This window comes from Marinobacter sp. C2H3, from assembly GCF_037080155.1.
Lineage (GTDB): Bacteria > Pseudomonadota > Gammaproteobacteria > Pseudomonadales > Oleiphilaceae > Marinobacter.
In genome coordinates this window covers 79,584-104,541 of sequence record NZ_JBBBNZ010000002.1, presented here as the reverse complement: position 1 = coordinate 104,541, position 24,958 = coordinate 79,584, and the positions used below count along the sequence as shown (strand labels likewise).

Genomic DNA, 24,958 nt, shown 5'->3' with positions numbered 1-24,958 from the left:
CAGGTGATAAAGAAAAGGTGGACCGGGAAGGATTTCCTGCTTAACTGAAAGATGGGAACCGAAAAAGGTAACGCACTGTGAAAAAGAGCCTGCGTTCGGACAGCGAGGTGGATGCCATCGCCGCTGTCCTGCTGATTCTCCTGGCGGTGGCGTTCGCCGTGGTGTGGGTCTCCGGCCAGTAACCGGAACCCGGCGGATTACTCCGCCGGGTCGTAGGCCAGGCTGGGCATGAGCCAGCGCTCGGCGTCGGCCTTGGACACGCCCTTACGCTCGGCGTAGTCCTCCACCTGGTCCACCCCAATCTTGCCGACCGCAAAATACTTGGCGTCCGGGTGGGCAAAGTACCAGCCGGAAACGGCGGCTGCCGGGTACATGGCAAAGTGCTCGGTCAGCTCGATGCCGGCGTTGCCGGTGGCCTGCAGCAGATCAAACAGGGTACCTTTCTCGGTGTGGTCCGGGCAGGCCGGGTAGCCGGGCGCCGGGCGGATGCCCCGGTACCGTTCTTTCACCAGGTCCTCGTTGGCCAACCGCTCGTCCGTGGCGTAGCCCCAGAATTCCTTCCTCACCCGTTCGTGCATGCGCTCGGCAAAGGCTTCCGCGAGCCGGTCCGCCAGGGCTTTGACCATGATCGCATTGTAGTCGTCGTTGTTCGCCCGGAATTCCTCGGCGAATTCATCAGCGCCGATGCCCGTGGTGACGGCAAAGCCGCCGACGTAGTCGTCCCGGCCGATGTCGGCGACAAAGTCGGACAGCGCCATCATCGGTTTGCCCGGGGCTTTCTCATCCTGCTGGCGCAGGTGGTGCAGCACCGTCAGTTCCTCGGAGCGGCTGTCGTCGGTATAGAGCACAATGTCGTCACCCCGGCGGTTGGCCGGCCAGAAGCCCACCACGCCGCGGGCGGTCACCCGCTTCTCGTCCACCATGCGCTTGAGGATGGCCTGGGCATCGTTAAACAGGGTGCGGGCGGCGTCGCCGCGCTTGGGGTCGTCAAAAATCGCCGGGTATTTGCCGGACAGGTCCCAGGAGATGAAAAACGGTGTCCAGTCGATGTACTCCACCAGCTCTTTCAGATCGTAGTCGTCAAACACCCGAACGCCGGTAAACGCCGGGCGAGGCGGCTCATAGCCGTCGAAGGCGATGTCCGGCGCGCGGTCGCGGGCTTCTTTCAGGGACACCAGCTTGGTGCGGTCGCCCCGGTTCTTGCGGCGTTCGCGGATCTCGTCGTATTCCACCCGGGCGGCCTCCACGAACGCCGGCTTGGCGGTGCGGCTGAGCAACTGGGACGCCACGTTCACGCAGCGGGAGGCATCTGAGACGTACACCGCCAGGTCGTTTTTGTACTGGGGCTCGATCTTCACCGCCGTGTGGGCCTTGGAGGTGGTGGCGCCGCCAATCATCAGCGGGATGTTGAAGTCCAGTCGCTGCATCTCCCGGGCCACGTGCACCATTTCATCCAGGGAAGGGGTGATCAGGCCGCTCAGGCCGATGATGTCCACGTTCTCTTTTTTGGCGGTCTCGAGGATTTTCTCGCAGGGCACCATGACGCCCATGTCGATCACTTCATAGTTGTTGCACTGCAGCACCACGCCCACGATGTTCTTGCCGATGTCGTGGACGTCGCCCTTCACCGTGGCCATCAGGATTTTGCCCTTGGCCTGCTGGTCTTCGGTCTTTTCCGCCTCAATGAACGGAATCAGGTGGGCCACCGCCTGTTTCATGACCCGGGCGCTTTTCACCACCTGGGGCAGGAACATCTTGCCGTCGCCGAACAGGTCGCCGACCACGTTCATGCCGTCCATCAGCGGCCCCTCGATCACTTCGATCGGGTGGCTGGCGTTCAGGCGGCAGGCCTCGGTGTCTTCAAGGATGTAGTTGGTGATGCCCTTGACCAGGGCATGTTCCAGGCGCTTTTCCACCGGCCACTCACGCCAGGCGAGGTCTTCCTCCTGGGTCTTGCCGCCTTTGCCCTTGAACTTCTCGGCGGCCTCCAGCAGCCGGTCGGTGGCGTCGTCCCGACGGTTCAGGACGACATCTTCCACCAGGGCTTTTAGTTCGGGCTCGATCTCGTCGTAAATCACCAGTTGGCCAGGGTTGACGATACCCATGTTCATGCCCGCCTTAATGGCGTGGTACAGGAACACCGAGTGGATGGCCTCGCGCACCGAATCGTTGCCCCGGAAGGAGAACGACACGTTGCTCACACCGCCGGAAATGGACGCGTGGGGCAGGTTGTCGCGAATCCAGCGGCTGGCGTTGATGAAGTCCACCGCGTAGTTGTTGTGCTCTTCAATACCGGTGGCGATGGCAAAGATGTTCGGGTCGAAGATGATGTCGGCGGGATTGAAGCCGATGCCGGTGAGCACGTCGTAGGAGCGCTTGCAGATCTCGGTTTTGCGCTCGTAGGTGTCTGCCTGGCCGTCTTCGTCGAACGCCATGACCACCACGGCGGCGCCGTAGCGCATGCAGTCCCGCGCCCGCTGGACGAATGCTTCTTCGCCTTCCTTCAGACTGATGGAATTGACCACGGCCTTGCCCTGGATACAGCGCAGGCCGGCTTCGATCACGTCCCACTTGGACGAGTCGATCATGATTGGCACCCGGGAGATGTCCGGCTCCGAGGCCACCAGATTGAGGAACGTGACCATCACCTCCTTTGAATCCAGCATGCCCTCATCCATGTTGATGTCGATGATCTGGGCGCCGTTTTCCACCTGGTCCCGGGCAACGCTCAGGGCCTCTTCGTACTGTTCTTCTTTGATCAACCGCAGAAAGCGTTTCGAGCCGGTGACGTTGGTGCGCTCACCCACGTTGATGAACAGGGTGTTCTCATCCCCGGTGAACGGCTCCAGGCCGGACAGCCGCAACGCCTTGGGGCGATCCGGGATGGCACGGGGCGGGTACTTGGCGACGGCGTTGGCAATGGCCTCGATGTGCTCGGGCCGTGACCCGCAACAGCCACCGATGATGTTCAGGAACCCGTCCCGGGCGAACCCTTCAATGATCTCGGCCATTTCCTCGGGGGTCTGGTCGTATTCGCCAAACTCATTGGGCAGGCCCGCGTTCGGGTGGGCGGAGACGTAGGTTTCCGCCTTGTTGGACAGCTCTTCAACGTAAGGGCGGAGCGCGTCCGCGCCCAACGCGCAGTTCAGGCCGATCGACAACGGCTTGGCGTGGGCCAGGGAGTTGTAGAAGGCCTCGGTGGTCTGGCCGGACAGGGTACGGCCGGAGGCGTCCGTGATGGTGCCGGAAATCATGATCGGCAGCTCAATCCCGCTGTCTTCGAAAAACTGCTGGGTGGCGTACACCGCCGCCTTGGCGTTCAGGGTGTCAAAGATGGTTTCAATCAGGATGATGTCGCAGCCACCTTCCACCAGGCCGGACACCGCCTCGTAGTAATTGTCCACCAATGTCTGGAAGTCAACGTTGCGGTAGCCCGGGTTGTTTACATCCGGTGAAATGGACGCCGTGCGAGAGGTGGGGCCGACGGCGCCGGCCACGAACCGCGGCTTGTCCGGGTTGCGGGCGGTGTACTCGTCGGCAATTTCCCGGGCGAGTTTCGCCGAAGCCACGTTCAATTCCCGGGCCAGGGATTCCATGCCGTAGTCCGCCTGGGACAATTGGGTGGAGTTGAACGTGTTGGTTTCGATGATGTCCGCGCCCGCGTCCAAATACTCCGCGTGGATATTCCGCAGAAGGGCCGGCTGGGTGAGGTTGAGTAAATCGTTGTTGCCCTGGACCTCGCGCTCGAAATCGCGGAACCGATCGCCCCGGAACGCGGCTTCGTCCAGCTTCTGGTTCTGGATCATGGTGCCCATGGCGCCGTCAAGAATGAGGATGCGCTCTTTCAGGGCTTGGTGGAGCTGTTCCAGACGGGTGGTGCGATCGGTCATTGGGTCTTCTTCCGCAGTTCGGGTTTCAACGTCTTGTTGCCGGGCGTATCCGTACGATCACGTACGTACGAGGCGCGGGATCATAGCAAAATTGGCGCAGTCCGTCTCAGAACCATTGATCATGATCATGTGCCGGGCCACAGGCAGCGCACCGGAGGCAGGAGGGCGTACGTAAAAGTCATGACCCCAATAATGCCCGACTATTTTACTTGGTCTTTTATGTTTCTGCGAAGTCTCCTAAAATGAGACCCACATTTACAGACGGGTAACAACTATGGCCTTGGTGACTGTAACCGATTCCGCGAGGGACTACCTCGCTCAGCTGATTGAGAAGCAGGACGTCGACGGCATGGGTGTCCGCATTTTTGTTACCCAGCCGGGCACGCGCAACGCGGAAACCTGCCTCGCCTACTGTCCGCCCAACGAAGTAGTGCCCACTGACGAGCAGCTGGACCTGGGCAAATTCACCCTGTACCTGGACCACAACTCTGTTCCGTTCCTGGAAGAGGCCTACGTGGACTACTCCAAGGACAAGATGGGTGGCCAACTGACCATCAAGGCACCCAACGCAAAAGTGCCCAAGGTGGACGAAAACGCGCCCCTGCCGGAACGCGTGAACTACATCCTGGCGTCCGAGATCAACCCGAACCTGGCGGCCCACGGCGGCGAAGTCTCGCTGGTGGAGATTGTTGAGGAGTCCGTCGCGGTTCTGCGCTTTGGTGGCGGTTGCCAGGGCTGCTCGGCGGTCAGTCTGACGCTCAAGCAGGGCGTCGAAACCACCCTGAAAGAGCGGGTGCCGGAAATTACCGCCGTGCGCGACGTGACCGACCACACCGTTACCGAAAACGCCTACTACCAGTAAGCCTCCCTCGCCGAGGCGTTTCGCCTCGCCCGGCGCCACTGCCTCCCGATGCTGCCGCATCACCCGGGATGCAGTGGCGACACGGCCAATGCGGCGCTGTCGTCGTTCCTTCATCCTGTATGGCATACCATAAGGGCCTTGCGGGGCCTTGAAGAACGAACGATACGCGGCGTGGCCGTTTTGGTTTTCCGGGGTAACTCTTGATTGATTCAGCGCTGCTCTCTGTGCCTGCCATGGCCGCCGTCACCGGTTGGGCCACCAACTGGCTGGCTATCCAGATGTCGTTCCATCCGGTTCGCTTCATCGGCGTGGGCGTGCTTGGCTGGCAGGGGGTGATTCCCCGGAAGGCCGAGAAGATGGCCCACATCTGCATCGACCAGACGCTACAGACCTTCGGCAACCTGAACGACGTCTATGCGCAGCTGGAACCCCAGCGCATTGTGGAGCAGGTGGTGACTCAGCTGTTGCCCCGGGTGGACGAGTACATCGATGACATCATGTACGAGCGCCATCCGGTGCTGTGGGACAACCTGCCCCGGTTTCTTCGGGAACGGATCTATCGGTGGGCGAGGGCGGAGCTGCCCCAGTGCATTGAAAGCCTGGTGGAGGACTTTGGTGACGATCTGGATGAGCTGGTGGACCTGAAGGCGCTGCTGAGTCGCGAGCTGCAGCAGCACCCGGACCTGATGAACCGCATCTTCAAGGAAGCAGGGGCCGTCGAGCTGCGTTCAGTGATCAACTACGGCGCGATTATTGGCGGCCTGTTGGGCGCGCTTGTCGTGCCCTTCTGGACCCGGTATCCGGAGCCCTGGGTTCTGCCGCTGGCGGGCTTTGCCATTGGTTTTGCCACCAACTGGCTGGCTATTCACCGCATTTTCTCACCGGTGCTACCCCGGCGAGTACTGTTCTGGAGGATCCAGGGGCTGTTCCTGCGCCGTCAGCCGGAAATCAGCGAGATCTGGGCGCGGCTGGTGGCGGAGGAACTGATCACCGTCGAAAAGGTGGCCGACGCCATGATTCACGGTGCCCACGGCGACCGCACCCGGGCCATGATTCAGAAACACCTGAGGCCACTGCTGGACAACTCACCGGTGCTGCGCACCGCGACCCAGATGTCCGTGGGCGTGACCGGCTACACGGAACTGAAAAAGGCCATGTACGCCCGGGCGGTGACCGCCACCGGCGACGTCTTTGCCGACCCAGGCTTTAACCGGGATCGGGCACCCGTGGTGGCCAAGGTGCTGGCTGGGCAAATGAAAGCCCTCGGGCCCCGAGAGTTCCAGGGCATCCTGCGCCCGGCGTTTCACGAAGAAGAAATCCAGCTGATGGTGGTGGGCGGCGTGTTCGGCGCCCTGGCCGGGCTGCTGCAATACGTGAGCCTGACGTACCTGACGCTCTGATTCTCCGTACGGCCATAACCACGGGCGGGCCGCCACACGGCACCGCGACGGCGATCTGCGTCGGGTTCTACAGGCAGTTGGTGGGCCGGGGTAGCCCGGCAATCCGGCAGGCGGTCTTGGCGGGCGTGCCCGGGAACAGCCCCATCAGGTAGATGCTGTTGCCACGATCTTCCCCCAGCGCCTCTTTAACCGCCTTCACGAACAACCGGTTCGAGGGCGGCGACATCTCATGCTCTTTATAAAAATTCCTCAGGAACTGAATGATTTCCCAGTGATTGTCATTCAGTTCGATACCACTCTCCCTGGCAACGATCTCGGCAACGGCCGGTGTCCAGGCGCGGGGGTCCTCCAGGAAACCCTCGTTGTTGCGTTCCGGTAAGTTCGGGTTGGTCATGGTGCGCGTGGCTCCTGAATCTTGGGCGGTTACCAACTGATCACCCGTTTGGCCCGGGCCGAGAGGGACACCATGCCGGCGTAATCGATACCCTGTTCGGCGCCCGGCTCAAGGCTCCGGGCAGCGGCATCGGCCACCAGCGCGTACACGGGCACCGTCACACCGGCGAGGTGGTTCCCGGCCAGGGCCAGCACCGCGTTTTCCGTCAGCAGCAGGGCATCACCGTCCGCCAGGGCGGCCAGGCAGTGCTGGAATCGGGCCTGGTCCGGGGTGCGATTAACGATGTGCAGGGTGTTCAGGGTCGCCATGGGGTGCGTCTTATCCGGCAAAGGTGATGTGGTCGTAACCGGCGTACAGCTCCGGGGTCACGTCGACAGGGCGGGCAGGCATCACCAGGTTGCCCGCGACACCGAATCGCTCGCAGCTTGCCCGGCACGCCAGGATCTCGTCCACGCCAAACACCGGCGCTGCCGACAGGTTCCGGTGTACAGCTTTTTGTCCCAGGGCCCCAGCGGGGCCGTCGCTGCCCGCTTCCGACGGGCGCAGCCACGCCACCCCGGCGCCCAGGAACAGCAGTGACACGGGCTGATCGAAAGCGGCCAGCGCGAACGCCATGTCCAGTGCCTCCCGGCCGCTCCAGTCGCCATAGGGTGCCCGATCGATCACTACCAACGTGGTCATCGGTTATCGCCCCCCGTGGAAGTAAAGCACTTTGCCGTCACCCAGACGGCTGTCCACCCATTCCCCAAGGCCGGCCAGCTCGAATGGTGCCCGAAGATTGTGCCCGGGCAACGCGTAGCGGGCCTGCTCGGCACTGTCCACGACCCCTCGGCGCAGGGCCGAGGCAATGCAGGCGATCCCCTGAATACCATTTGCCTTCAGGAAATCGGCCCACTCTGCGGGCCAGTCCGGTTCGTCGGACGGCGGCGCGGCGAGGGCGGAGGCCAGGTGAACGCCGTCCCCGTACAGGAACACCCGGTGGATCCGGTGGCCGGCAGCCACGGTAGCCCGGGCAAACGAGAGCGCGGTCTGCGGTGCCTGGCTGCTGTAGGGCGCGCCGGTAATCACCAGTGTGAACGCGGTTGGCGCAATCGCCGGTGTCTCGGCCTGTGGGGGGATGGAGGACGTCATACCTGGCCCTGTGTTGGATTCGGCACCAGTTTACCCAAAGAAAAAACCCCGGCAAGGCCGGGGTTCTGACGTTCGGGGCGTGTCGGCGAATCAGTCGTCGCCGCTGAACGCGGCCAGCAGTTGAAGCAGGCTCAGGAACAGGTTGTAGATAGAGACGTACAGGCCCACGGTGGCGATGATGTAGTTCCGCTCGCCGCCCTTGATGATCTGGCTGGTTTCAAAGAGGATCATGATGGAGGCGAACACGGTGAAGCCCGCAGACACGGCCAGTTGCAGGGCAGAGCTTTCCATGAAATAGGCCAGGACCATGGCGCCGATCAGGACGAACGCGCCAGCGGTCAGGAAGCTGGACAGGAAGCTGAAGTCCTTCTTGGTGATGATGGCCGTTGCGGAGAGACCGACAAACGCCACCGCCGTCAGCGTCAGGGCCTGAGCGACAATCTGGGAGGCGCCAGCGGCCACGAACGCGCCGATGATCGGGCCCAGGGTGTAGCCCATGAAGCCGGTAAGGGCAAAGGTGGTCACGATGCCCCAGGGGCTGTTCTTCAGGCTATAGGTGGCAAACAGCAGGCCCAGATAGCCAACGATGGTGATCAGGAAGCCCGGATGGGCGCCGTTCATGTTCAGGAACGCGGTCAGGGCCGAGAACGCCAGGGTCATGCCCAGCAGCATGTAGGTGTTCCGCAGCACCTTCATTGCATCCGTGCTGATGCCGGCGGACGCACGCTCGGTCTGGGGTGTGTTATACCCCTCCTGGGTGTTCTGCACGCCGAATCGTCTGTTTTCCATGGTCTTCTCCGTTGTGTAACGACTAGGATCTGAGTCTCATCATAATGTCGGAATCGCAACTTTCAATGCTCTGAGACAGAAACCTTAAAAAAGGATTCCATTACAAACCGTTAATGTTTCCGGGGGCGGACCGGTTCGCGCAAGGCGTTGACAGAGCATGGGATTCCGGTATCATGCTCACCGCTGTCGCATCGGCAGCACCGAAAAACCGTTATGGGCTCCCGCCCGTAATGACACATTATCGGAGCGTCCAGCGTCGGTAATGCATGGTGGGCTGGCAGAGTGGCTGAATGCAGCGGTCTTGAAAACCGCCGACGGTGATGAGCCGTCCCGGGGTTCGAATCCCTGGCCCACCGCCATTTTTTCTTCGTTTCCCCGATCGTTTCAATGCAATGTCTGCTCCGTCTGAAGCCGCAGTGGTTTTATGTGCGCTCAGATCACGCAGCCGCCACCGAGCGGCCACGTAATTTCCGTCGACCCCTCTCCCGGTTAATCCGGCATCGCCTCACGGCAGCGATCGGCGCGCGCTTGCCGGGCCGCCAGGGTCTCCGGCGCGTTGTCCGGCCGGGCCCAGCCCTGCAGGTTTTCTTCCACCAATTGGGTCAGCGCGTCAATGTGACCAGGAGTGGCGTTCAGCGCCGGGATGTACTCGAAGCGCTCGCCGCCGGCGTCCAGGAAGTAATGCCGGTTCTCCACGTTGATCTCCTCGATGGTTTCGAGGCAATCCGAGGAGAAGCCGGGGCAGAACACGTCGATGGAGCGCACGCCTTTGCCCGGCAGGGCCTTGAGGGTTTCGTCGGTGTAGGGGCGCAGCCATTCCTCTCGGCCGAAGCGCGACTGGAAGGTGGTGAGGTAATCCTCGCGGGACAGCCCCAACCGTTCGGCCAGCAACCGGGAGGTTTTGTGGCACTCGCAGTGGTACGGGTCGCCCCGCAGCAGATACTTCTTGGGCACACCGTGGAAGGAAAGCACCAGCTTGTCACTCCGGCCGTGTTCCGCCCAGTGAGCTTCGATGTGTTTGGCCATGGCCTCGATGTACGGCGGAAAGTCCGGGTAATGGGAGACAAACCGCAGGTCCGGGAGCCAGCGACGGCTCTGGAAGTCCCGGGAGATGGCGTCAAAGGTCGACGCGGACGTGGACGCCGAATACTGCGGATACAGCGGCAGAACCAGCAGGCGCCGCACACCCTCGGCCTGAAGCTCGTCCAGCACCTTGGGAATCGACGGGTTGCCGTAGCGCATGGCGAAGGCCACCACAATATCCTGCCCGTATCGGGCTTTCAGGGCGGCTCTAAGGGCTTCGGCCTGATGGGCGGTGTGGGTCAGCAGGGGCGAGCCTTCCGGCTGCCACACGCTGGCGTAGGCCTTTGCGCTGCGTCTCGGACGAATGCGCAGGATGACCCCGTGGAGGATCATCCACCAGATCGGTCGCGGCACCTCCACCACCCTCGGGTCCCAGAGAAACTCCGCCAGGTACCGCCGCAGGGCGGATGGTGTCGGTGCATCGGGGGTGCCCAGATTGGTGATCAGCACGCCCAGCCGATCCGGCTGGTTGTGGCGGTAGTCGGTGACGCCTTGAAAGCTCATTCGGGAATCCTGTCTGGTTCGGGTAGCCGGCTCAGTGTTTCAGACGGTACTGCTGCGCCAGCCTCGGGATCAGGCCGCCAATGTCCAATCCGGCGTGACGGGCCCGTGTGACCACTTCTTCCGGGCTGGCCTCGCGGGCCGAGCTGAGCGCCCAGAGCACGGTGCAGCGGGTGCCGGAGCGACAGAAAGCCAGTACGGGTTTGTCGGCATCCCGGATCATCGGGGCGAAGGCGTCCACGTCGTCATCGGTGATGTTGCCGGAGGCGACGGGTTGGTAGACCCAGGCTATGCCGTGTTCCCGGGCAGCGGCGGCGATGTCGGCCATGGCGGGCTGGCCGGGCTCTTCGTGGTCCGGACGGTTGGCCACCAGGGTACGGAACCCGAGCCGGGCGGCTTCGGCGACGTCGTCCACGGTCAATTGGGGGGAGACAGAGAGCGTGTCATCAATCTTGCGGATGTCCATGGGGGTCCTCCAGTCAGTGAAGCGCGGCGGCAAGAACGATCGCTCGCCGCCGCGAGTTTCCGGGGAGTAAGGTATCAGAATTCCGTCAGGATGTTGCGCGGCGGCGCTCGATGAGTTCGAAGAGCACCATGCCGGCGACCATGGCGATGGCAAATACGGCGGCCTTGGTGTAGCCGGCGCCCAGCGCCACCAGCGCGGGCCCCGGGCAGAAGCCGGCGATGCCCCAGCCCACGCCGAACATCAGGCTGCCGATCACCAGCCGGCGATCCACCGTTGTGTTGGTGGGCAACTTCATGGCAAACCCCAGGAACGACAGGGTGCGCCGTTTGGCCACGGTGAAGGCGAACAACCCGACCAGTATGGCGCCGCCCATCACGAATGCCAGGGACGGGTCCCACAGGCCGGCCAGGTCCAGGAAGCCGAGCACCTTGGCCGGGTTGGCCATGCCGGAGATGATCAGGCCGAGGCCAAACACCAGGCCGGCCAGGGCAGAGGCAAGGGTGTAACGAACCATGATTCAGACCCCCAACAGGTGACGAACAACGTAAACGGTGACAAAACCCGCGCCCATGAAGCTCACGGTCGCCACCAATGAGCGGACCGACAGTCGTGACAGGCCGCACACGCCGTGACCACTGGTGCAACCGGACCCGTATCGGGTGCCAACGCCCACGAGCAGGCCGGCCACAATGAGGGCCGGGTAGCCCGCGTCAATGGTCACCTCTGGCATCCCGGAAAACAGCACCCATACGGCCGGCGCGCCGACCATGCCTGCCAGAAAAGCGATGCGCCAAAGCAGGTCGCCCCGTACCGGCGTCAGCAGGCCTCCGAGAATGCCGCTGATGCCGGCAATACGGCCGTTCAGCAGCACAAACAGTGCCGCCGCCAGGCCAATCAGAAGCCCGCCGGCGAGGGCGGACCAGGGGGTGAATGCGTCCCAGGCAATGTCCATGATTGACCTCCTGTGGGTTCGGGTGTTGTGGAAAACGGGTGGTTTTGTAGCCCCAAAGGCCAGGAATAACCGTTGGTGTAGCGTACAACAAAAAATGGCATAACCTTATAAGTAAATGCAATAACCTGTCTGGCCCGGCGGGAAGATCGGGTGGTGAGACGGGCGGCCGCCGGGCGAAAAAAAGCCCGGCAAAGGGGGCCGGGCAGAGGCGTGCGAGTAGTATCCATGAAAGACTTCCAGACAAACCGGCGCCCGGAGGTGCCGGTAACGGGAAGTATTGACCATAATTTGAACAGTTCAAGCCGTGCCCGTGTTTTGCTGAAAACATTTTTTCATATGGACGGGCTGCTTATGCCGGGGCCTTGCCGGGCGCTGCATTCAGGGCAGGGCTGTACTACAATGGCCGGGCTCATTCCTATGTTCCGAGGCCGATGTCATGTCTGACGACCAAGACCGCAAACCCGAGTCCGACCCGCAGCTGGCGGACAAAATCAAGGACTCCGCCCGGCAGATCTGGCTGGCCGGCCTGGGTGCCTACACCAAAGCCGAGGAAGACGCGGGTCGCTTTTTCGAGCGTCTGGTCCAGGAAGGTGAGCAGCTTGAAACCAAGACCCGCGGCGTGGTGGAAAAACAGGTCCGTTCGGTGGAGGACCGGGTGGAAGGCGTGCGGGAGCGTGCCACCGGCACCTGGGACCGCCTGGAAAGCCTGTTTGACCAGCGCGTGTCCGGCGCTCTGCGGCGGCTCGGCATTCACCGCCGGGAAGAGATTGGCGCGCTGGAGCAGCGGATTGCTCAGCTTGAGCAGGAAATGGCCGAGCTGCGCGGACGCAAGGACGAAGAAGAATAGGCGAGACGTCGGAGCCCCGGACCTGTCACGGGTCGCCGGATCCGCCTCCGGCGTCTACAGGTAGTCCTGGCTGATCATCGCCAGTTCTTCCCGGTCCGGTCCGGTGAAGTAGGGCATCAAGAGGTTCAGCATTTGGTATACGCCCCGGCCGGGACCCACCGCGTCCCGATTATCCAGATGGGATAGCGAATCAAAACTGCTCCAATAACAAATCGTTAGCGTTAACTGTTCACGTAGTGATTCCAGTTGCGCCTCGCCGATGTCCATCATCCCCTGGCGGCGGAAGCTGTCGCACAACCGGCCAAACGCCTGCTGCTTGCGATTGAGAATGCGCCGAAAGCGGTTCTGAAGGGCGTCGTACCGGGACAGTACGTTCACCAGATCCTGGTACAGGAACCGGTAACGGGCCACGCTCTCGAACAGCAGGTGCAGGAAGAAGCCCATCTGGTCCAGGCTGATGTCGGTGTCTTCCGGGACGGCCAGCAGGTCGTTCATCTCTGCTTCGTAGTGGTCGAACAGCTCGGAGACGATGTCGCCTTTGCTTTTGAAGTGGTAATAGAGGTTGCCCGGGCTGATATCGAGTTCATCGGAAATCAGCAGGGTGGTGACGTTAGGTTCGCCCAGCCCGTTGAACAGCGACAGGCTGGCGTCGAGGATGCGGTCCCGGGTCTTGATTTTTTTCATGGCGCGCCCCGCGCCGGTTACAGGTCGAAACGGGCCCAGACCGGACAGTGGTCCGAGGGCCGTTCCATGGCGCGAATATCGTAGCTGACGCCGGCGGCGCTGGCTTTCGGCAGCAGGCCGTCACTGGCGAGGATGAGATCAATCCGCAGGCCCCGCTTCGGGTCCCGCTCAAAGCCGCGGCTGCGGTAATCAAACCAGCTGAAGGTGTTGCTCTCGTCCGGGTGCAGGTGTCGGAACACGTCCGTGAGCCCTCGGCCCTGAACCTGCGCCAGCCATTCCCGTTCCTCCGGCAAGAAGCTGCATTTGCCGTCCCTGAGCCAGCGCTTGGCGTTGTCCGCACCGATGCCGATGTCCTGGTCCGTGGGGGAGATATTCATGTCGCCCATCACCACCAGGTGGCCGCCGGTCTGCTTCAGATCGTCCAGGTAACGCATCAGGTCGGCGTAGAATTTCTCCTTGGCGGGGAACTTGACCGGATGGCTGCGCTTTTCCCCCTGGGGAAAGTAGCCGTTGACCACGGTAAGGGTGTCCCCATTGACCTCAAACGTGCCGGTGATTAATCGTCGCTGGGCGTCTTCCGGGTCCCAGGGGTAGCCTTTCTGGACGGACACCGGCGCCTCGCGGGACAGCAGGGCCACGCCATAGTGGGTTTTCTGGCCGTGGAAATGCACGTGATAGCCAAGGGCGCGGATCTCATCGACGGGGAAATCATCGTCCTGGACCTTGGTTTCCTGAAGCCCGATCACGTCCGGCTGGCACTCATCCACCAAAGCCTGGAGCTGGTGCAGGCGGGTACGGACGCTGTTCACATTGAAGGACACGAACTTCATGGCTCAGTCGGCTCCTGGCAGGCGTTGTCGGCGGATGTCGAGAGTGCGAGCGGGCACATTGGACGCCGGCCCGCCGGTGGCCGAAGTGTAACACATCAACCGGCTATTCACCGGCCGGTAGCAGCGAACAGTCGGGATACGCGTCGATCCGGTAACGAATGTGGGCGTTGTAATTGCCATCGGCGTTCTTGCGGATGTTGGTCAAGCCCCGGTAGTCAGTGAGCGCGCCCCGGTCGTTGTAGCCGAGGTGAATGGGGTCAACCAGAAAGCTCAGCACGGTGCTGGTGGGCTTAATGGCCACTTCCAGCGCCGCATTGATGCCCTCGACGTTCTCCGGTACCAGATCAAAGCCGTAATAGTCACCGCGTGTCGGAGCCAGGAAGCGGAACGAGACGGTCTTGCCGGCTTTCAGGGTGTCCCAGTTCTGGCGAACCAGATTGTCAAAGCCGGCATCCACCACCAGGCGCTTGGGCTGGTCGATCTGCCAGCGTTTGGTGTCGCCGTTCGGCCGAGTCCAGCGGATGCGCACCTGGCCAGCCTCCGGGTAATCAATGCGGATCGATTCATCGAACCCCGGCTGTTGGAAATGGACGGCGGGACGGAGGGGCGAGCCGTTGTAATCGGCGGTTTTGCTGGCGATTTCCTCACCGCTGTTGCCATTATCGCCCGGGCCGTCGCCGCTGTGCTGGCGGTAGCGGGCGAGGTCTTCCGAGGGGCGAAACACGCCACCTTCACAGCGTCCCGTCACCTGGTGCGTTTCGGTATACAGTACGCGACCGTCCTTGGCGCTGGCGCTGGCGCTGGCGGTACCGGTAAACCGGAACTCAGCGGCCTGCAGGCCGGTTGGCAACAGAACCATCAGGCCCAGGACGGTGAGCGGGCGCCGGATGCCCGGCGCCGGACTACGCAGGATCATGGCACAACTCCGTGTAGAGCGTTCGGCGAACCCAGAGTAGCAGAGGAAACAGCACCAGCCACCCCAGGGCCAGGGCGGCGAGGGATAAGGCCCCCCGATCCAGGTTGACCGCCCCCAGTTCGGCGGCAGACCAGTAGGCGAAGGGGCCCGCAATGGGCGCCAGCAGAAACGGCAGCCACCGCCGATCATCCATCCAGGACAGGGAGTGGCAGACCGTCGTCATGAACATCGCCCACAGCCCCACCAGCCAGGGTGGGGCAACCCCCAGTGCCCCGGTGGGCGCGGACAGCACGCCGGTGTTCAGCCAGAGCGTATCCAGGCTGGCACCGGCCACCACGCCCAGCCCAATAAATTGGGCCTCGGCTAACCGGTGTCGGCTGATCACCGCCAGGTGCAGGGCCACCAGCGCCATCGCGCCGAACGCGGCCGGCCGGCCTGGGTAAAGCACGCAAAACAGCCAACCGGCCTGGAACAATATAAAATTGAGGACATTGCGAACCCGGGGGCTCACGGTTATTGGCTCAGCAGGTTGGGGCGCTTGTTCCCGGGCTTGGCAAAGACCAGCTGGGCCACGCCGATGGCGCGCTCGCTGAACCCGGCTTCGCAATAGGCGAAGTAAAAATGCCACAGGCGCCGGAAGGCGTCGTCGTAGCCCATGGCGTGCAGCCGTTCGCCCAATGCCATGAACCGGTCGTTCCAGTCCCGCAGCGTGCGAGCGTAGTGAAAGCCGATGTCCTCGGCGTGGGTCAGCACCAGGTCCGTATCGCCCCGCACGGCGTCGAGAATGGCACCAAACGAGGGAATGAAGCTGCCGGGGAAGATGTAGCGCTGGATGAAATCCACGTTTCTCAGGGCCCGGAGGTAGCGCTGCTCGGGCATGTTGATGGCTTGCACCAGCGCGAGGCCGTCAGGTTTGAGCAGGTGGCTGATCTGCTGGAAGTAGCTGTTCAAGAACTGGGGCCCCACCGCTTCGATCATCTCGATGGACACCAGTTTATCGAATTGGCCGGTGAGATCCCGGTAATCGTCGAACAGCAGGGTGATGTGATCCTGCAGTCCCTCGGCCTCCACGCGGGCCTGAGCCAGCGCCAGTTGTTCCCGCGAGATGGTCGTGGTGGTCACGTGGCAGCCGTAATGTTTTGCCGCATGAACCGCAAATCCACCCCAGCCGGTGCCGATCTCCACCACCCGGTCGCCGGGCTGGAGGTCCAGTTTCCGGCAGATGGTGTCCAGCTTGTACACGGCGGCTTCTTCCAGGGTGGCGTCCTCGCGGGGGTAGATCGCCGAAGAGTACATCATGGTCGGGTCGAGGAAGGCCTCAAACAGCTCGTTGCCCAGATCGTAATGGGCACTGATGTTCTTGCGGGAGCCTTCCCGGGTGTTCCGGTTGAGCCAGTGCAGGCCTTTGAGCGCCGGCTTGGAAATCCAGGCGAAGCGGTCTTCAAACGCGTTCATGCGGTCGACGTTGCGGGTGAAGAAACGCAGCAGGGCGACCAGATCCGGCGTGGTCCAGTCCCCGGCCACATAGGATTCTGCGGCGCCGATACCGCCCCCGGTGAGCAGATCCCGCCAGGTGCTGTGGTTGTGGATGACCAGCTCCGCTGGTGGAAAAGAGAGATCGCCATCGCCCAGCACCAGCGGCGCCTCGCCGGGCTCGTGAATGGTCAGCACGCCGCCCTTGAGCCGTTTCAGCTGTTGCAGGACCAGACGGCGGGCCACCCGGGACACTGGGGAGCCGGCGCCACGTGCGGTCGGCTCGAGCGTGCCGTCTTTGCTATGTAGGGACGTATTCAGGTTCTCCATGACGTTACCTTTCCACCAGAAGTGCGTGAGTCCTTGCCGCTGGTGACATCCAGGCCGGCATCGTCGGACCCCTGGCGATAGCCGGGGTCAGTGTCTGAGCGCTTGTCAGGGTGCGTATAAAAGGGCGCTCCACGAAGTTTCAGGCGCAGCGCGTGCCAGTAGATACCCGCGGTGACCTTGAGGGCCTCCAGCGGGAAACGCATCAGGCTGCGATGAACCGTTTTACGAGTCAGGGGGGTGCGCTGGACCACCAGGGTGGCGTCAAACTGCTTCTCGTCCCCCTCCCGAACGTTCATGTGGATGCGCAGCTCCGGGCCCCGGAAACTGAAGGTCCACTGGTAGTGCTGGTCCATGTCGTTGAACGGCGACACGTGAAAGCGCTTGTCGAAGCCGAACCGCTCCGTGCGCCAGCCACCCTGGCCAACCGGGGCGCCGGTGGTTTCCAGGCAATAGACGTGGCGCTCGAGCCAGGGCGTGTTGGTGATCTGCGCGACAATCACCCGGGGCACATCGCCGCTGGCCGGCGATGTGTCTGCGGCATAGCAGAAGTAGAAACTCACCGGGTTGAACACATACCCGAAGTACCGGGGGTGGGTGATCAGCTCCACGGCCCCGTCCGGCCACCAGCCGGTCGCCTGGCGAACATGCTCGCGAACGGCGTGGGACAGGCTCTGGTCTGGCTCACCGAAGTAGTCCTTGCGGTAAAGAGACAGCCAGTTAAAGCGTTCGCTGGAAAACAACGGGCTGAGACCGGTCACCCGGGACCAGTCGTCCACGTCCAGGGCGAGCATGCCGGTGGCGTATTCAAAACCGTGGTGAACCGGCGCCAGGCGCCGGTGGCGAACGGTGCCTTCAAGCCAGGCGCTGGCCATCTCAGAGCTCCATTCCGAAATCCTGCAGAACCCGCACCGCGCTGCGCACACCGTCTTCATGGAAGCCGTTAAACCAGTACGCACCGCAGTAATGGGTGCGATGCCGGTTGCCGATGTCGCCATAGCGCTGCTGCGCCGCCACCGATTCCAGGGTGAACACCGGGTGGGCGTATTCGAAGCGCTTGATGATCGTGTCCGGGGCGATGTCGTGGCTGCGGTTCAGAGTGACGCAGAAGGTGTCCGGGGCATCGTGGAAGTTCTGCAGGATGTTCATGTTGTAGGTCACGGACACCGGCTGACTCCGGTGTTCGGGAATGTAGTAGTTCCATGCCGCCCAGGCCCGCCGGTTTGAGGGCAGAAGCGTGGCATCGGTGTGCAGGACCACGTCGTTCTTCTGGTACAGCATGGCGCCGAGCACGTCGCGCTCCTGCTCCGTCGGGTCGGCCAGCATGGCCAGGGCCTGGTCGCTGTGGCACGCCAGGATCACCTGGTCGAAACTCTGGGTGTTGCCGTTTACGTCGATCTCGACCCGGTCCTCGTAACGTCGCACCGCCGACACCGGGCTGTTCAAGTGGGTGCGATCACCGAGCCGGTCCATCATGCGGGTCACGTAGGTGGCGGAGCCGCCCGTGATCACTCGCCAGGTAGGGCGATCGTCCACCGACAGCATGCCGTGGTTGTTGAAGAACTGGAGGAAAAACCGAATCGGAAACTGTTCCAGCATGATTTCCGGCGCGGACCAGATGGCCGCGCCCATGGGCACGATGTAGTACTGCCGGAAATACCGGGAGTACCGGTTGCGGTTGAGGTAATCCCCAAGGGTTTCCTGATCGTTAATGGCGCCAGAAGCCAGGTCCTGACGGGTTTCCCGGTTGAACCGCAGGATTTCCCGGATCATCCGCAGAAAAGATGGGTTCAGCAGGTTCCGGCGCTGGGCGAACAGGGTGTTCAGGCTGGTGCCATTGTACTGCAGCCCGTTCGTGGAGCTGTCCACGCTGAAGCTCATGTCACTTTCTTCGTAGGCGACGTGAAGCTGTTCCATCAGGCGGATGAAATTCGGGTAGGTCCAGTCATTGAAGACGATGAAACCGGTGTTTACCGGCCACAGGCGACCACCGGAGGCCACCTGTTCGGTGTTCGTGTGTCCGCCGGCGTAGTCGCCCGCTTCAAACAGCTGCACATCATGGCGCTCGGCCAGTTTCCATGCGGCGGTCAGTCCGGCAACGCCGGCGCCAATGACAGCAATGCGCTGACGTTCCTGAGTCATTCCCGGTTTTCCTGTGAGGCGGTCTTCGGTTGGGTGTTATTGGGTGTGGGGCCAGAGCCGGGCCCCTGGTCGGCTGACCGGGCCATGGACGCGGCCATGCGATCAATCAGCGGTTGTGGCAAGGCGCCCAGGGCTTTAAGCAGCCAGGTAAAGCGGCGTGGGAAGGCGATGTCGTTTCGGCCGCGGGCCAAACCGCTGACAATACGCTCGGCGGCGTCTTCCGCCGTTACCAGAAACGGCATGGGGAAGTCATTGCGGTCGGTGAGGGGCGTCTTCACAAAGCCTGGTGAGACCAGCACGACGTCTATACCCTCTGCGGCGAGATCCGCCCGCAGCGAGTGGGCCAGGTAACCTAATGCCGCCTTGGAGGCGCCGTAGCCCTCGGCTCGGCCAAAGGGAAACCACCAGGCAGAGGAGCCGACGATCACCAGTGTGGCCGACTGGCCCTGGGCGCGTGCCCGGCGCAAGGCGGGCAGGGCGATGTCGATACAGCGGGCGGTGCCGATCACGTTGGTGGTCAGGTTCCGTTCGATCACAGCGCTCTGGTACTCGGCGACGTCCAGATATTCGCAGGTGCCGGCGTTGAGGATGGCCATGTTCAGCGGGCCGTCAGACTCCAGCACCGGGGCCAGGGCCGCCAGTTGCTCGCTGTCCGTGGTATCCGCTGGGGCGCAGGTGATGTTACCGGCGCACTGGGCCGCAACCTCGTCCAGCGCGTCCCGTCGCCGGCCGGTAATGACCAGGCGATGACCGCCCCGGCCAAGGGCCAGTGCCAGCGCTTCGCCGATGCCAGAGCTGGCTCCGGTAATCCATATCGAATTCCGTCCCTGCAGTCGTTCACTCATCCTGCGTGTTTCCTGATCCACCGTATAACCCGGCCCACCGCGGGCAAGTGCTCGTAGAGTAATTGGCCGGCATCAAAGTAATCCCGGTGATAGCACACCCGGTCGTCCCGGATCTTGAGCTGACTCATGCCATCAACACGGATTTCCTCGCCGCCGCGGATGCGCTTGTGCCTCAGGACCATCACCCAGGGAATGGCCACGTCCGACCGGCTGATCACTGGCGCCGCGAACTCGAACCGGCAAGAGATGACGTTGCCATACGCGCCGGCGAAATAGTGGGTGAGCGCATCCAGCCCTTCGACCTGGCTGAACGGATCCTGGAAACGGACGTCTTCGCTGTACACCTCCTGGAGCCGGCTCAGATTGCCCTTGTCGAGCTGATTGAACAGTGCTTCGAATCGCTGGACCGTGGCCGGCACTGCCGGATTTTTCACTCCGACTTCAATAACAGATGCGGTCGTCATTACTTCTTCCTCCGCAAAGCGTCGAGTTGACGGGTCTCCTCCTTAATATGCTGGGGTATCGGGTTCAGATCCCAGATGATGCCGAGCTTTGACATCAGCCAGAGCCCGTACCAGGTCAAATCGATTTCGTACCAGCGAAACCCTTGGCGCACGGACTGCGGCCACCGATGGTGGTTATTGTGCCAGCCCTCGCCGAGGGTGATCAGCGCCAGCCAGCCGTTGTTGCGGCTATCGTCCTGGGTATCAAACCGGCGCTTGCCCCAGACATGGGAAAGGGAGTTGATGGACACGGTGGCGTGGAACAGCACGACCGTGGAAATGAAAAAGCCCCAGACCAGCAATTGCAATCCGTTGGTGCCCAGGGACGGCGCGTAGGCGTCGAGGAGCTCGCCGAGGGCGTAGATGGCCACCGCACAGCCAGCCGGCACCAGGGAGTCGAAACGGTTAATGAACCGCAACTCCGGGAATTTCAACCAATCACGGACACGGCGCTCATCCATGGCGAAGCCGGCGTCGCAGGTGAACCAGCCCATGTGGGACCACCAGAAGCCGCCGTGGTGGGGCGAGTGAAGATCCTCTTCCCGGTCTGAATGCTGGTGGTGATGGCGGTGATGGGCCGCCCACCAGAGCGGGCCGCGTTGGGCCGCGCTGGCGCCCAGCAGCCCAAACAGGAACTGGGCCGGGCGGCTGGTCTTGAACGTCTTGTGGGCGAAATACCGGTGGTAGAAACCGGTGATGGCGAACATCCGGATGACAAAAAAGATCGCGGCGAAGGCCAGCGCAAACGCGCTGTAGCCAGTTATGAACGCCAGCAGGCACGCCAGATGCAGTGCCACGAAGGGGATCACGCGGATGAAATTGAACGATCGGGAGGTGCTGTCGATATGATCCGAACCCGCGTCAGAGTCGAACCACCTCAGGATGTTGACGAACCAATGTTGCACTCGGGTCATACCCTGTTTGCCCTTTTACTACTGTTATTGAACCGCAACGATGTCGGGTCCGGTTAGCTCTCCGACATCACTTGCCTGTTTTACGTTGCAGCTAGCCCGATTGGATGCACAAACGCAATGAATTCCGTGAGCAAATTTTCATCCTCGGTACGGCGAATCGCCGTGATCGGTTCAGGCGTGGCCGGGCTGACCTCAGCGCGCCTGCTCCAGCAAGGTGGCCACGACGTGGTGGTGTTCGAGAAAAGCCGGGGCCCCGGCGGTCGCCTGGCGGCCAAACGCGTCCCCGGCAACCCGGACCTGAGCGTCGATATGGGCGCCCAGTACTTCACGGTACGTAGCCCAGAGTTCCGGGATTTCCTGGCGCAGAACGTCGGCGACGAGGCGTTTGCCGAGTGGCCCGGGCGGCTTCGGTTTCAGCGCGCCGACGGTGTTCTTGAGCCGTTTCCGGAGGATCACCGCTACGTTGGCACGCCCCGGATGACCGCCATTACCCGGGCGCTTTCCGAGGGCGTGTCTATTCGGGCCAATGTGCGAATCGAGCGCATGGCGAGGGACGCCGGATGCTGGCAGGTGGTCGCGGACGACGGCCGACAGGAAGGGGGCTTTGATGCGGTGCTGGTCACGGCACCGCCGGCGCAGAGCCTGGCGATTCTGGAAAACAGCGGGCTGAAGGCCTTGAGCGGCGATCTTCCGCACGCCGACGAAGGCATGCTGCCTTGCTGGGCCGCCGCCGTCCATCTGCCGGAGCCGGTAGACCCCGGATTTGACGGCTTACGGCCGGCTCATCCGGCACTGTTCTGGGTCGCCAACAACAGCACCAAGCCGGCACGGGCAGGTGAGGGCCAGTGGTGGGTGCTACACGCCAGCGCGGACTGGACCCGGGCCCATCTGGACGATCCGGCCGGGGACGTGGCCCGGCAGCTGTTCGAGGCGTTTCGTGACGTGGCCGGCGTGGAGGCCGAGATGGATAACTGGCTGGCCCATCGATGGCTCTATGCCCGCTCAGAGAACCAGCCCAAGCCGGGCCATCTGTGGTCCCCGGAGCAGTGCGTCGGCGTTGCCGGCGACTGGCTGTGCGGTGGCCGGGTGGAAGGCGCGTTCCTGAGTGCCGCCGGGCTGGTAGCGGCGATGGGATGAGGCCTGCTCCCCGAGAATGGCCAACGTCACTCCCGAAACCGGCGACTGAAAACGGCTACTCGGTCAAGCTGGCGCCCGGCGCTCTGGTGCCCCCCGGCTGGGTGTAGAAATGGGTGATCGTGCCGTCACTGAACTTGCTGAAAAAGGCGCTCACCTCTGAGATCCGGCGCAGGGAGCGCTGGCGAGTGATCGGATCGCGCACCAGCACCTTGATGCTGCTGAAATTGTCCTGAATATTGGAAAACCGCGCCCGCATGGAGCAGGTCACCACCCGGGACGGGTCCAACGACAGTTCGGTTGCCAGCCAGGACCGGTGCCGGGCCATGGCTTCGGAGGAGAGGTTCTCCCGGGTGTCCAGGTGGTCCAGCTTGACCCGGTGAACGATGCAGAAGGAAAAGCTCGCCGGATTCTGGCGGGCCACCTTCCGGAACGCTTCCCAGAAGAAACTGTCCGTCAGCTCGGCGAAATAGCGCATGTCGCTCAGGCAGGTATCGATCCAGGCAAAGTTGTCCGGATCGGCCAGCACCTCGTTGATCGCCTCCCGCAGCACCCAATCGAAGCCCAGCGCGGTCTTGTGGGCGTACACCTTGCGGTACATCTGGTGGCGGCTGTACACAAAGTCTTCCAGCGCGCCCAGGCCTTTCTGGGTGATGGCGAGGCCCAGCCAGGGCTCGTTCAGGTCCCAGCCGAAACGAAAGTTGGTCAGCAGGTGGTCCAGGTTCAGACCGCCGATGGTGACGGACGAGTGGAAGCCGTCCCGAAGCATGTAATCGGCCCGGTCCGCATCAATTTCCCCGGACACAATGGACGACAGCAACCCCATTACCATGGCTGGCACGTCCGCTTCCGCCATGGCGCCGCTCTGGGCGTCGGCGCCGGCGATGAACGCCCAGAAGGTGAGGGCGTGCTGGCGAAAGGTCTCGCTCGGCGCTACGTCCGTGGTTTCCATAATGCCGATGACGTCGCTTCGCTCGATACCGGCGGCGGCCAGGTCCACGGAAGTGAGCACCTCGTGGGCGACCCGGACGGAGTAGTGCTCATGTTCGAGCTCTTCGGGCGGATGCTTGTGGTACTCGGAGACGTCGATGCCCTCCCACAGCCGCTGGAAGCGGTCGGACCGGGACATCAGCTCCCGGATGCGGGCCGCCTGGGTGAACTGGTGGGAAAAGCTCGAGTGGCCGCTGTCGTGCAGCAGGCAGCCGAGGCGGATGACTTTGGTGAGGTAGTCGATGGCGTCCAGTTGGTGCAGGGTCAGGTCGGCCTGGTCACTCAGTTGCCGTTCCCGCAGATAGGCGTCAATCATGCCCCGGAACATGCGGGTGCCCACGTGCAATACGCCAATACTGTGCAAAAACCGGGAGTGGGTGGCCCCCGGGAATACCAGGCTCAGGATGTCGTTCTGGCAGATGTTGCGAAGCCGCTGGAACAGCGGGTGGTCGATCACTTGGATCTCGTGCCGGTACAGGGGAATGCCGCCGTGAACCGGATCCATGATCAGCTTGTCGTAAGCGCCGAGCAGATCGTTTACCGCGCGTCTCATGTGCAGGAATCCCCCAAATTCATCAGCCGGGCCTTGTTATATCACAGGGGCGTGCCAGAATAGGCCTTAGATCCCTGTTTTCTCGTTTACCGATGGTAGTTTAGGGCAACCGACATGGCATCGCGCACCGAGCGCATTCTGATTATCGACGCCGACGAAAAATCGCGCACGGACCTTGCCCGCTATCTGGAGAGCCGGGGCTTTTACGTGACCGGGTGCGCGGACGTGTCCGCTGCCAGCAGCCAGCTCGGCCATGCCATCCCCGACGTTCTTTTTGCCGATCTGCCCGCCACCGCCATCCGCGACCTGGCAGGGCGCCTGGAAGAGGCAGAGGCCGCCACGCCGATTGTGGCCGGCTCCACCACGGAGTCCAGCCAGGATGTGGTCAGCGCCCTGCGCGCCGGCGCCGCCGACGTTATTCTGAAGCCCTGGACGGACGACCGGGGCCTGATTGACGGAGTCATCGCCCGGCTGCTGGACCGGGCCCGGGTCAGCCGGCTCAACCAGCTGTACCGGAAGGAGCTGGAGGAAGCCAACCGTGACCTTCGGGCCGGCATCTCTGAACTGCGGGCCGACCAGAGCGCGGGCCGCAAGGTGCAGCTTCGCATGCTGCCGGAGCGACATCAGATCACCGGCGGGCTGTCGGTGGATCATCTGATCAAGCCGTCGCTCTACCTCAGTGGTGATTTCCTCGATTACTTTCGCCTGTCCGAAGACAAGCTGCTGGTGTACATCGCCGATGTGTCCGGCCATGGTGCCAGCTCCGCCTTCGTGACGGTGCTGCTGAAAAATCTGACCAACCGCCTCCAGCGTAACCTCAGAAGGCAGTCCAGCGACGACATCCTTTACCCGGAGCGGTTCCTGGAGCGGATCAACTCGGAGTTGCTGGACACCGGCCTGGGCAAGCACGCCACGGTGTTCGTTGGCATCATCAGCGAATCCGAGCGGCGCTTGCGCTATGCGGTGGGTGCGCATTTTCCGATGCCCATCCTGTCGTTTGAGGGCGGCAGCACCACCTTCCTGGAAGGCAGTGGGTTGCCGCTGGGGCTGTTTGAGAGCCCGGAATGGGAGGTGTACGAGGTGGCGCTGGACAAACCGTTCCACCTGTTGCTGTTTTCCGACGGGATTCTGGAAGTGATACGCGCCAAATCCCTGGAAGAAAAGGAGCGTCGGCTACTTGAACTCGTCTCGGGAGGTCGTCACACTATCGCATCGCTGAACGAGGCCCTGAGCCTGGATGCGATGACCGAGCTCCCGGACGACATCGCAATCGTCTCGGTGAGTGACTCGGTGGGAATTCCTGGCACCGCGTCCTCTCATTAGTGGCAGTGT

At 62.6% G+C, this 24,958-nt stretch carries 26 protein-coding genes and 1 tRNA gene; 6 read left to right on the top strand and 21 right to left on the bottom strand.

Going from position 1 to position 24,958, the window contains the following annotated elements:
* Positions 1-197: 197 nt before the first annotated feature.
* A complete protein-coding gene (metH, locus tag V3388_RS05620) occupies positions 198-3,890 on the bottom strand; it encodes a methionine synthase (RefSeq protein WP_336366563.1) in 3,693 nt (1,230 codons plus the stop codon).
* 274 nt (positions 3,891-4,164) lie between these two features.
* Here metH and nfuA point away from each other — a divergent pair, with 274 nt between their 5' ends.
* Both nfuA and V3388_RS05610 read left to right on the top strand, forming a co-directional pair.
* Positions 4,165-4,752, top strand: a complete 588-nt coding sequence (gene nfuA, locus V3388_RS05615; protein ID WP_336366562.1) for a Fe-S biogenesis protein NfuA — start codon at positions 4,165-4,167, stop codon at positions 4,750-4,752.
* Between the two features lie 200 nt (positions 4,753-4,952).
* A complete protein-coding gene (locus V3388_RS05610; protein ID WP_336366561.1) occupies positions 4,953-6,152 on the top strand; it encodes a DUF445 domain-containing protein in 1,200 nt (399 codons plus the stop codon).
* A gap of 67 nt (positions 6,153-6,219) precedes the next feature.
* Here the strand turns inward: V3388_RS05610 and V3388_RS05605 are convergent, their stop codons facing one another.
* The 5 genes from V3388_RS05605 to V3388_RS05585 form a co-directional block, all read right to left on the bottom strand.
* Entirely contained in the window at positions 6,220-6,546 is a 327-nt protein-coding gene (locus V3388_RS05605) for a TusE/DsrC/DsvC family sulfur relay protein (RefSeq protein WP_336366560.1), read from the bottom strand.
* A 29-nt stretch (positions 6,547-6,575) separates the two neighbouring features.
* A complete protein-coding gene (gene tusB, locus V3388_RS05600) occupies positions 6,576-6,854 on the bottom strand; it encodes a sulfurtransferase complex subunit TusB (RefSeq protein ID WP_336366559.1) in 279 nt (92 codons plus the stop codon).
* A 10-nt stretch (positions 6,855-6,864) separates the two neighbouring features.
* Positions 6,865-7,227, bottom strand: a complete 363-nt coding sequence (locus V3388_RS05595; protein WP_336366558.1) for a DsrE family protein — start codon at positions 7,225-7,227, stop codon at positions 6,865-6,867.
* Positions 7,228-7,230: 3 nt separating this feature from the next.
* Entirely contained in the window at positions 7,231-7,677 is a 447-nt protein-coding gene (gene tusD / locus V3388_RS05590) for a sulfurtransferase complex subunit TusD (protein ID WP_336366557.1), read from the bottom strand.
* Positions 7,678-7,767: 90 nt separating this feature from the next.
* Complete coding sequence (locus V3388_RS05585) at positions 7,768-8,466, bottom strand: Bax inhibitor-1/YccA family protein (RefSeq protein ID WP_336366556.1); 699 nt, start codon at positions 8,464-8,466, stop codon at positions 7,768-7,770.
* A gap of 268 nt (positions 8,467-8,734) precedes the next feature.
* Here V3388_RS05585 and V3388_RS05580 point away from each other — a divergent pair.
* Positions 8,735-8,825, top strand: a tRNA-Ser gene (locus V3388_RS05580).
* Positions 8,826-8,955: 130 nt separating this feature from the next.
* On the opposite strand, the gene hemH is transcribed toward V3388_RS05580, so the two are convergent.
* The 4 genes from hemH to V3388_RS05560 form a co-directional block, all read right to left on the bottom strand.
* Positions 8,956-10,053 carry a ferrochelatase gene (gene hemH, locus V3388_RS05575; protein WP_336366555.1) on the bottom strand — a complete coding sequence of 366 codons (1,098 nt, stop codon included), beginning with the start codon at positions 10,051-10,053 and terminating at the stop codon, positions 8,956-8,958.
* 31 nt (positions 10,054-10,084) lie between these two features.
* Positions 10,085-10,516 (bottom strand): TIGR01244 family sulfur transferase, encoded by a 432-nt coding sequence (locus V3388_RS05570; protein WP_336366554.1) that lies wholly within the window; start codon positions 10,514-10,516, stop codon positions 10,085-10,087.
* Positions 10,517-10,601: 85 nt separating this feature from the next.
* Positions 10,602-11,030, bottom strand: coding sequence for a DUF6691 family protein (locus V3388_RS05565; protein ID WP_336366553.1), 429 nt, complete (start codon positions 11,028-11,030; stop codon positions 10,602-10,604).
* Positions 11,031-11,033: 3 nt separating this feature from the next.
* A complete protein-coding gene (locus tag V3388_RS05560; protein ID WP_336367282.1) occupies positions 11,034-11,531 on the bottom strand; it encodes a YeeE/YedE family protein in 498 nt (165 codons plus the stop codon).
* A gap of 373 nt (positions 11,532-11,904) precedes the next feature.
* On the opposite strand from V3388_RS05560, the gene V3388_RS05555 reads away from it, so the two are divergent.
* The gene (locus V3388_RS05555) at positions 11,905-12,315 is read left to right on the top strand and encodes a phasin family protein (RefSeq protein ID WP_336366552.1); all 411 of its coding nucleotides are present in this window, start codon (positions 11,905-11,907) and stop codon (positions 12,313-12,315) included.
* A gap of 54 nt (positions 12,316-12,369) precedes the next feature.
* On the opposite strand, the gene V3388_RS05550 is transcribed toward V3388_RS05555, so the two are convergent.
* The 10 genes from V3388_RS05550 to V3388_RS05505 form a co-directional block, all read right to left on the bottom strand.
* Positions 12,370-12,999: a TetR/AcrR family transcriptional regulator gene (locus V3388_RS05550; RefSeq protein ID WP_336366551.1), complete on the bottom strand. Its 630-nt coding sequence runs from the start codon at positions 12,997-12,999 to the stop codon at positions 12,370-12,372.
* 17 nt (positions 13,000-13,016) lie between these two features.
* Complete coding sequence (gene xthA / locus V3388_RS05545; protein ID WP_336366550.1) at positions 13,017-13,829, bottom strand: exodeoxyribonuclease III; 813 nt, start codon at positions 13,827-13,829, stop codon at positions 13,017-13,019.
* 103 nt (positions 13,830-13,932) lie between these two features.
* Positions 13,933-14,745, bottom strand: coding sequence for a hypothetical protein (locus V3388_RS05540; RefSeq protein WP_336366549.1), 813 nt, complete (start codon positions 14,743-14,745; stop codon positions 13,933-13,935).
* Entirely contained in the window at positions 14,732-15,256 is a 525-nt protein-coding gene (locus V3388_RS05535; protein ID WP_336366548.1) for a DUF2878 domain-containing protein, read from the bottom strand. The genes V3388_RS05540 and V3388_RS05535 overlap by 14 nt, the downstream gene beginning before the upstream one ends.
* Positions 15,257-15,258: 2 nt before the next feature.
* On the bottom strand, positions 15,259-16,548 hold the full coding sequence (locus V3388_RS05530) for a cyclopropane-fatty-acyl-phospholipid synthase family protein (protein ID WP_336366547.1): 1,290 nt from the start codon (positions 16,546-16,548) through the stop codon (positions 15,259-15,261).
* Complete coding sequence (locus V3388_RS05525; protein ID WP_336366546.1) at positions 16,536-17,420, bottom strand: DUF1365 domain-containing protein; 885 nt, start codon at positions 17,418-17,420, stop codon at positions 16,536-16,538. Before V3388_RS05525 ends, V3388_RS05530 begins: the two co-directional genes overlap by 13 nt.
* A 1-nt stretch (position 17,421) precedes the next feature.
* On the bottom strand, positions 17,422-18,687 hold the full coding sequence (locus V3388_RS05520) for an NAD(P)/FAD-dependent oxidoreductase (RefSeq protein ID WP_336366545.1): 1,266 nt from the start codon (positions 18,685-18,687) through the stop codon (positions 17,422-17,424).
* On the bottom strand, positions 18,684-19,532 hold the full coding sequence (locus V3388_RS05515; protein ID WP_336366544.1) for an SDR family NAD(P)-dependent oxidoreductase: 849 nt from the start codon (positions 19,530-19,532) through the stop codon (positions 18,684-18,686). Before V3388_RS05515 ends, V3388_RS05520 begins: the two co-directional genes overlap by 4 nt.
* Positions 19,529-19,996 (bottom strand): nuclear transport factor 2 family protein, encoded by a 468-nt coding sequence (locus V3388_RS05510; protein WP_336366543.1) that lies wholly within the window; start codon positions 19,994-19,996, stop codon positions 19,529-19,531. Before V3388_RS05510 ends, V3388_RS05515 begins: the two co-directional genes overlap by 4 nt.
* Entirely contained in the window at positions 19,996-20,949 is a 954-nt protein-coding gene (locus V3388_RS05505) for an acyl-CoA desaturase (RefSeq protein ID WP_336366542.1), read from the bottom strand. The genes V3388_RS05510 and V3388_RS05505 overlap by 1 nt, the downstream gene beginning before the upstream one ends.
* Before the next feature lie 162 nt (positions 20,950-21,111).
* Between V3388_RS05505 and V3388_RS05500 the strand changes: the two genes are divergently transcribed.
* Positions 21,112-22,086 carry an NAD(P)/FAD-dependent oxidoreductase gene (locus V3388_RS05500; protein ID WP_336366541.1) on the top strand — a complete coding sequence of 325 codons (975 nt, stop codon included), beginning with the start codon at positions 21,112-21,114 and terminating at the stop codon, positions 22,084-22,086.
* A 55-nt stretch (positions 22,087-22,141) separates the two neighbouring features.
* Here V3388_RS05500 and V3388_RS05495 read toward each other — a convergent pair whose 3' ends face one another.
* Positions 22,142-23,626: a phosphohydrolase gene (locus tag V3388_RS05495; RefSeq protein ID WP_336366540.1), complete on the bottom strand. Its 1,485-nt coding sequence runs from the start codon at positions 23,624-23,626 to the stop codon at positions 22,142-22,144.
* A gap of 114 nt (positions 23,627-23,740) precedes the next feature.
* On the opposite strand from V3388_RS05495, the gene V3388_RS05490 reads away from it, so the two are divergent.
* Complete coding sequence (locus tag V3388_RS05490) at positions 23,741-24,949, top strand: PP2C family protein-serine/threonine phosphatase (protein ID WP_336366539.1); 1,209 nt, start codon at positions 23,741-23,743, stop codon at positions 24,947-24,949.
* The last annotated feature ends 9 nt before the right edge of the window (positions 24,950-24,958 follow it).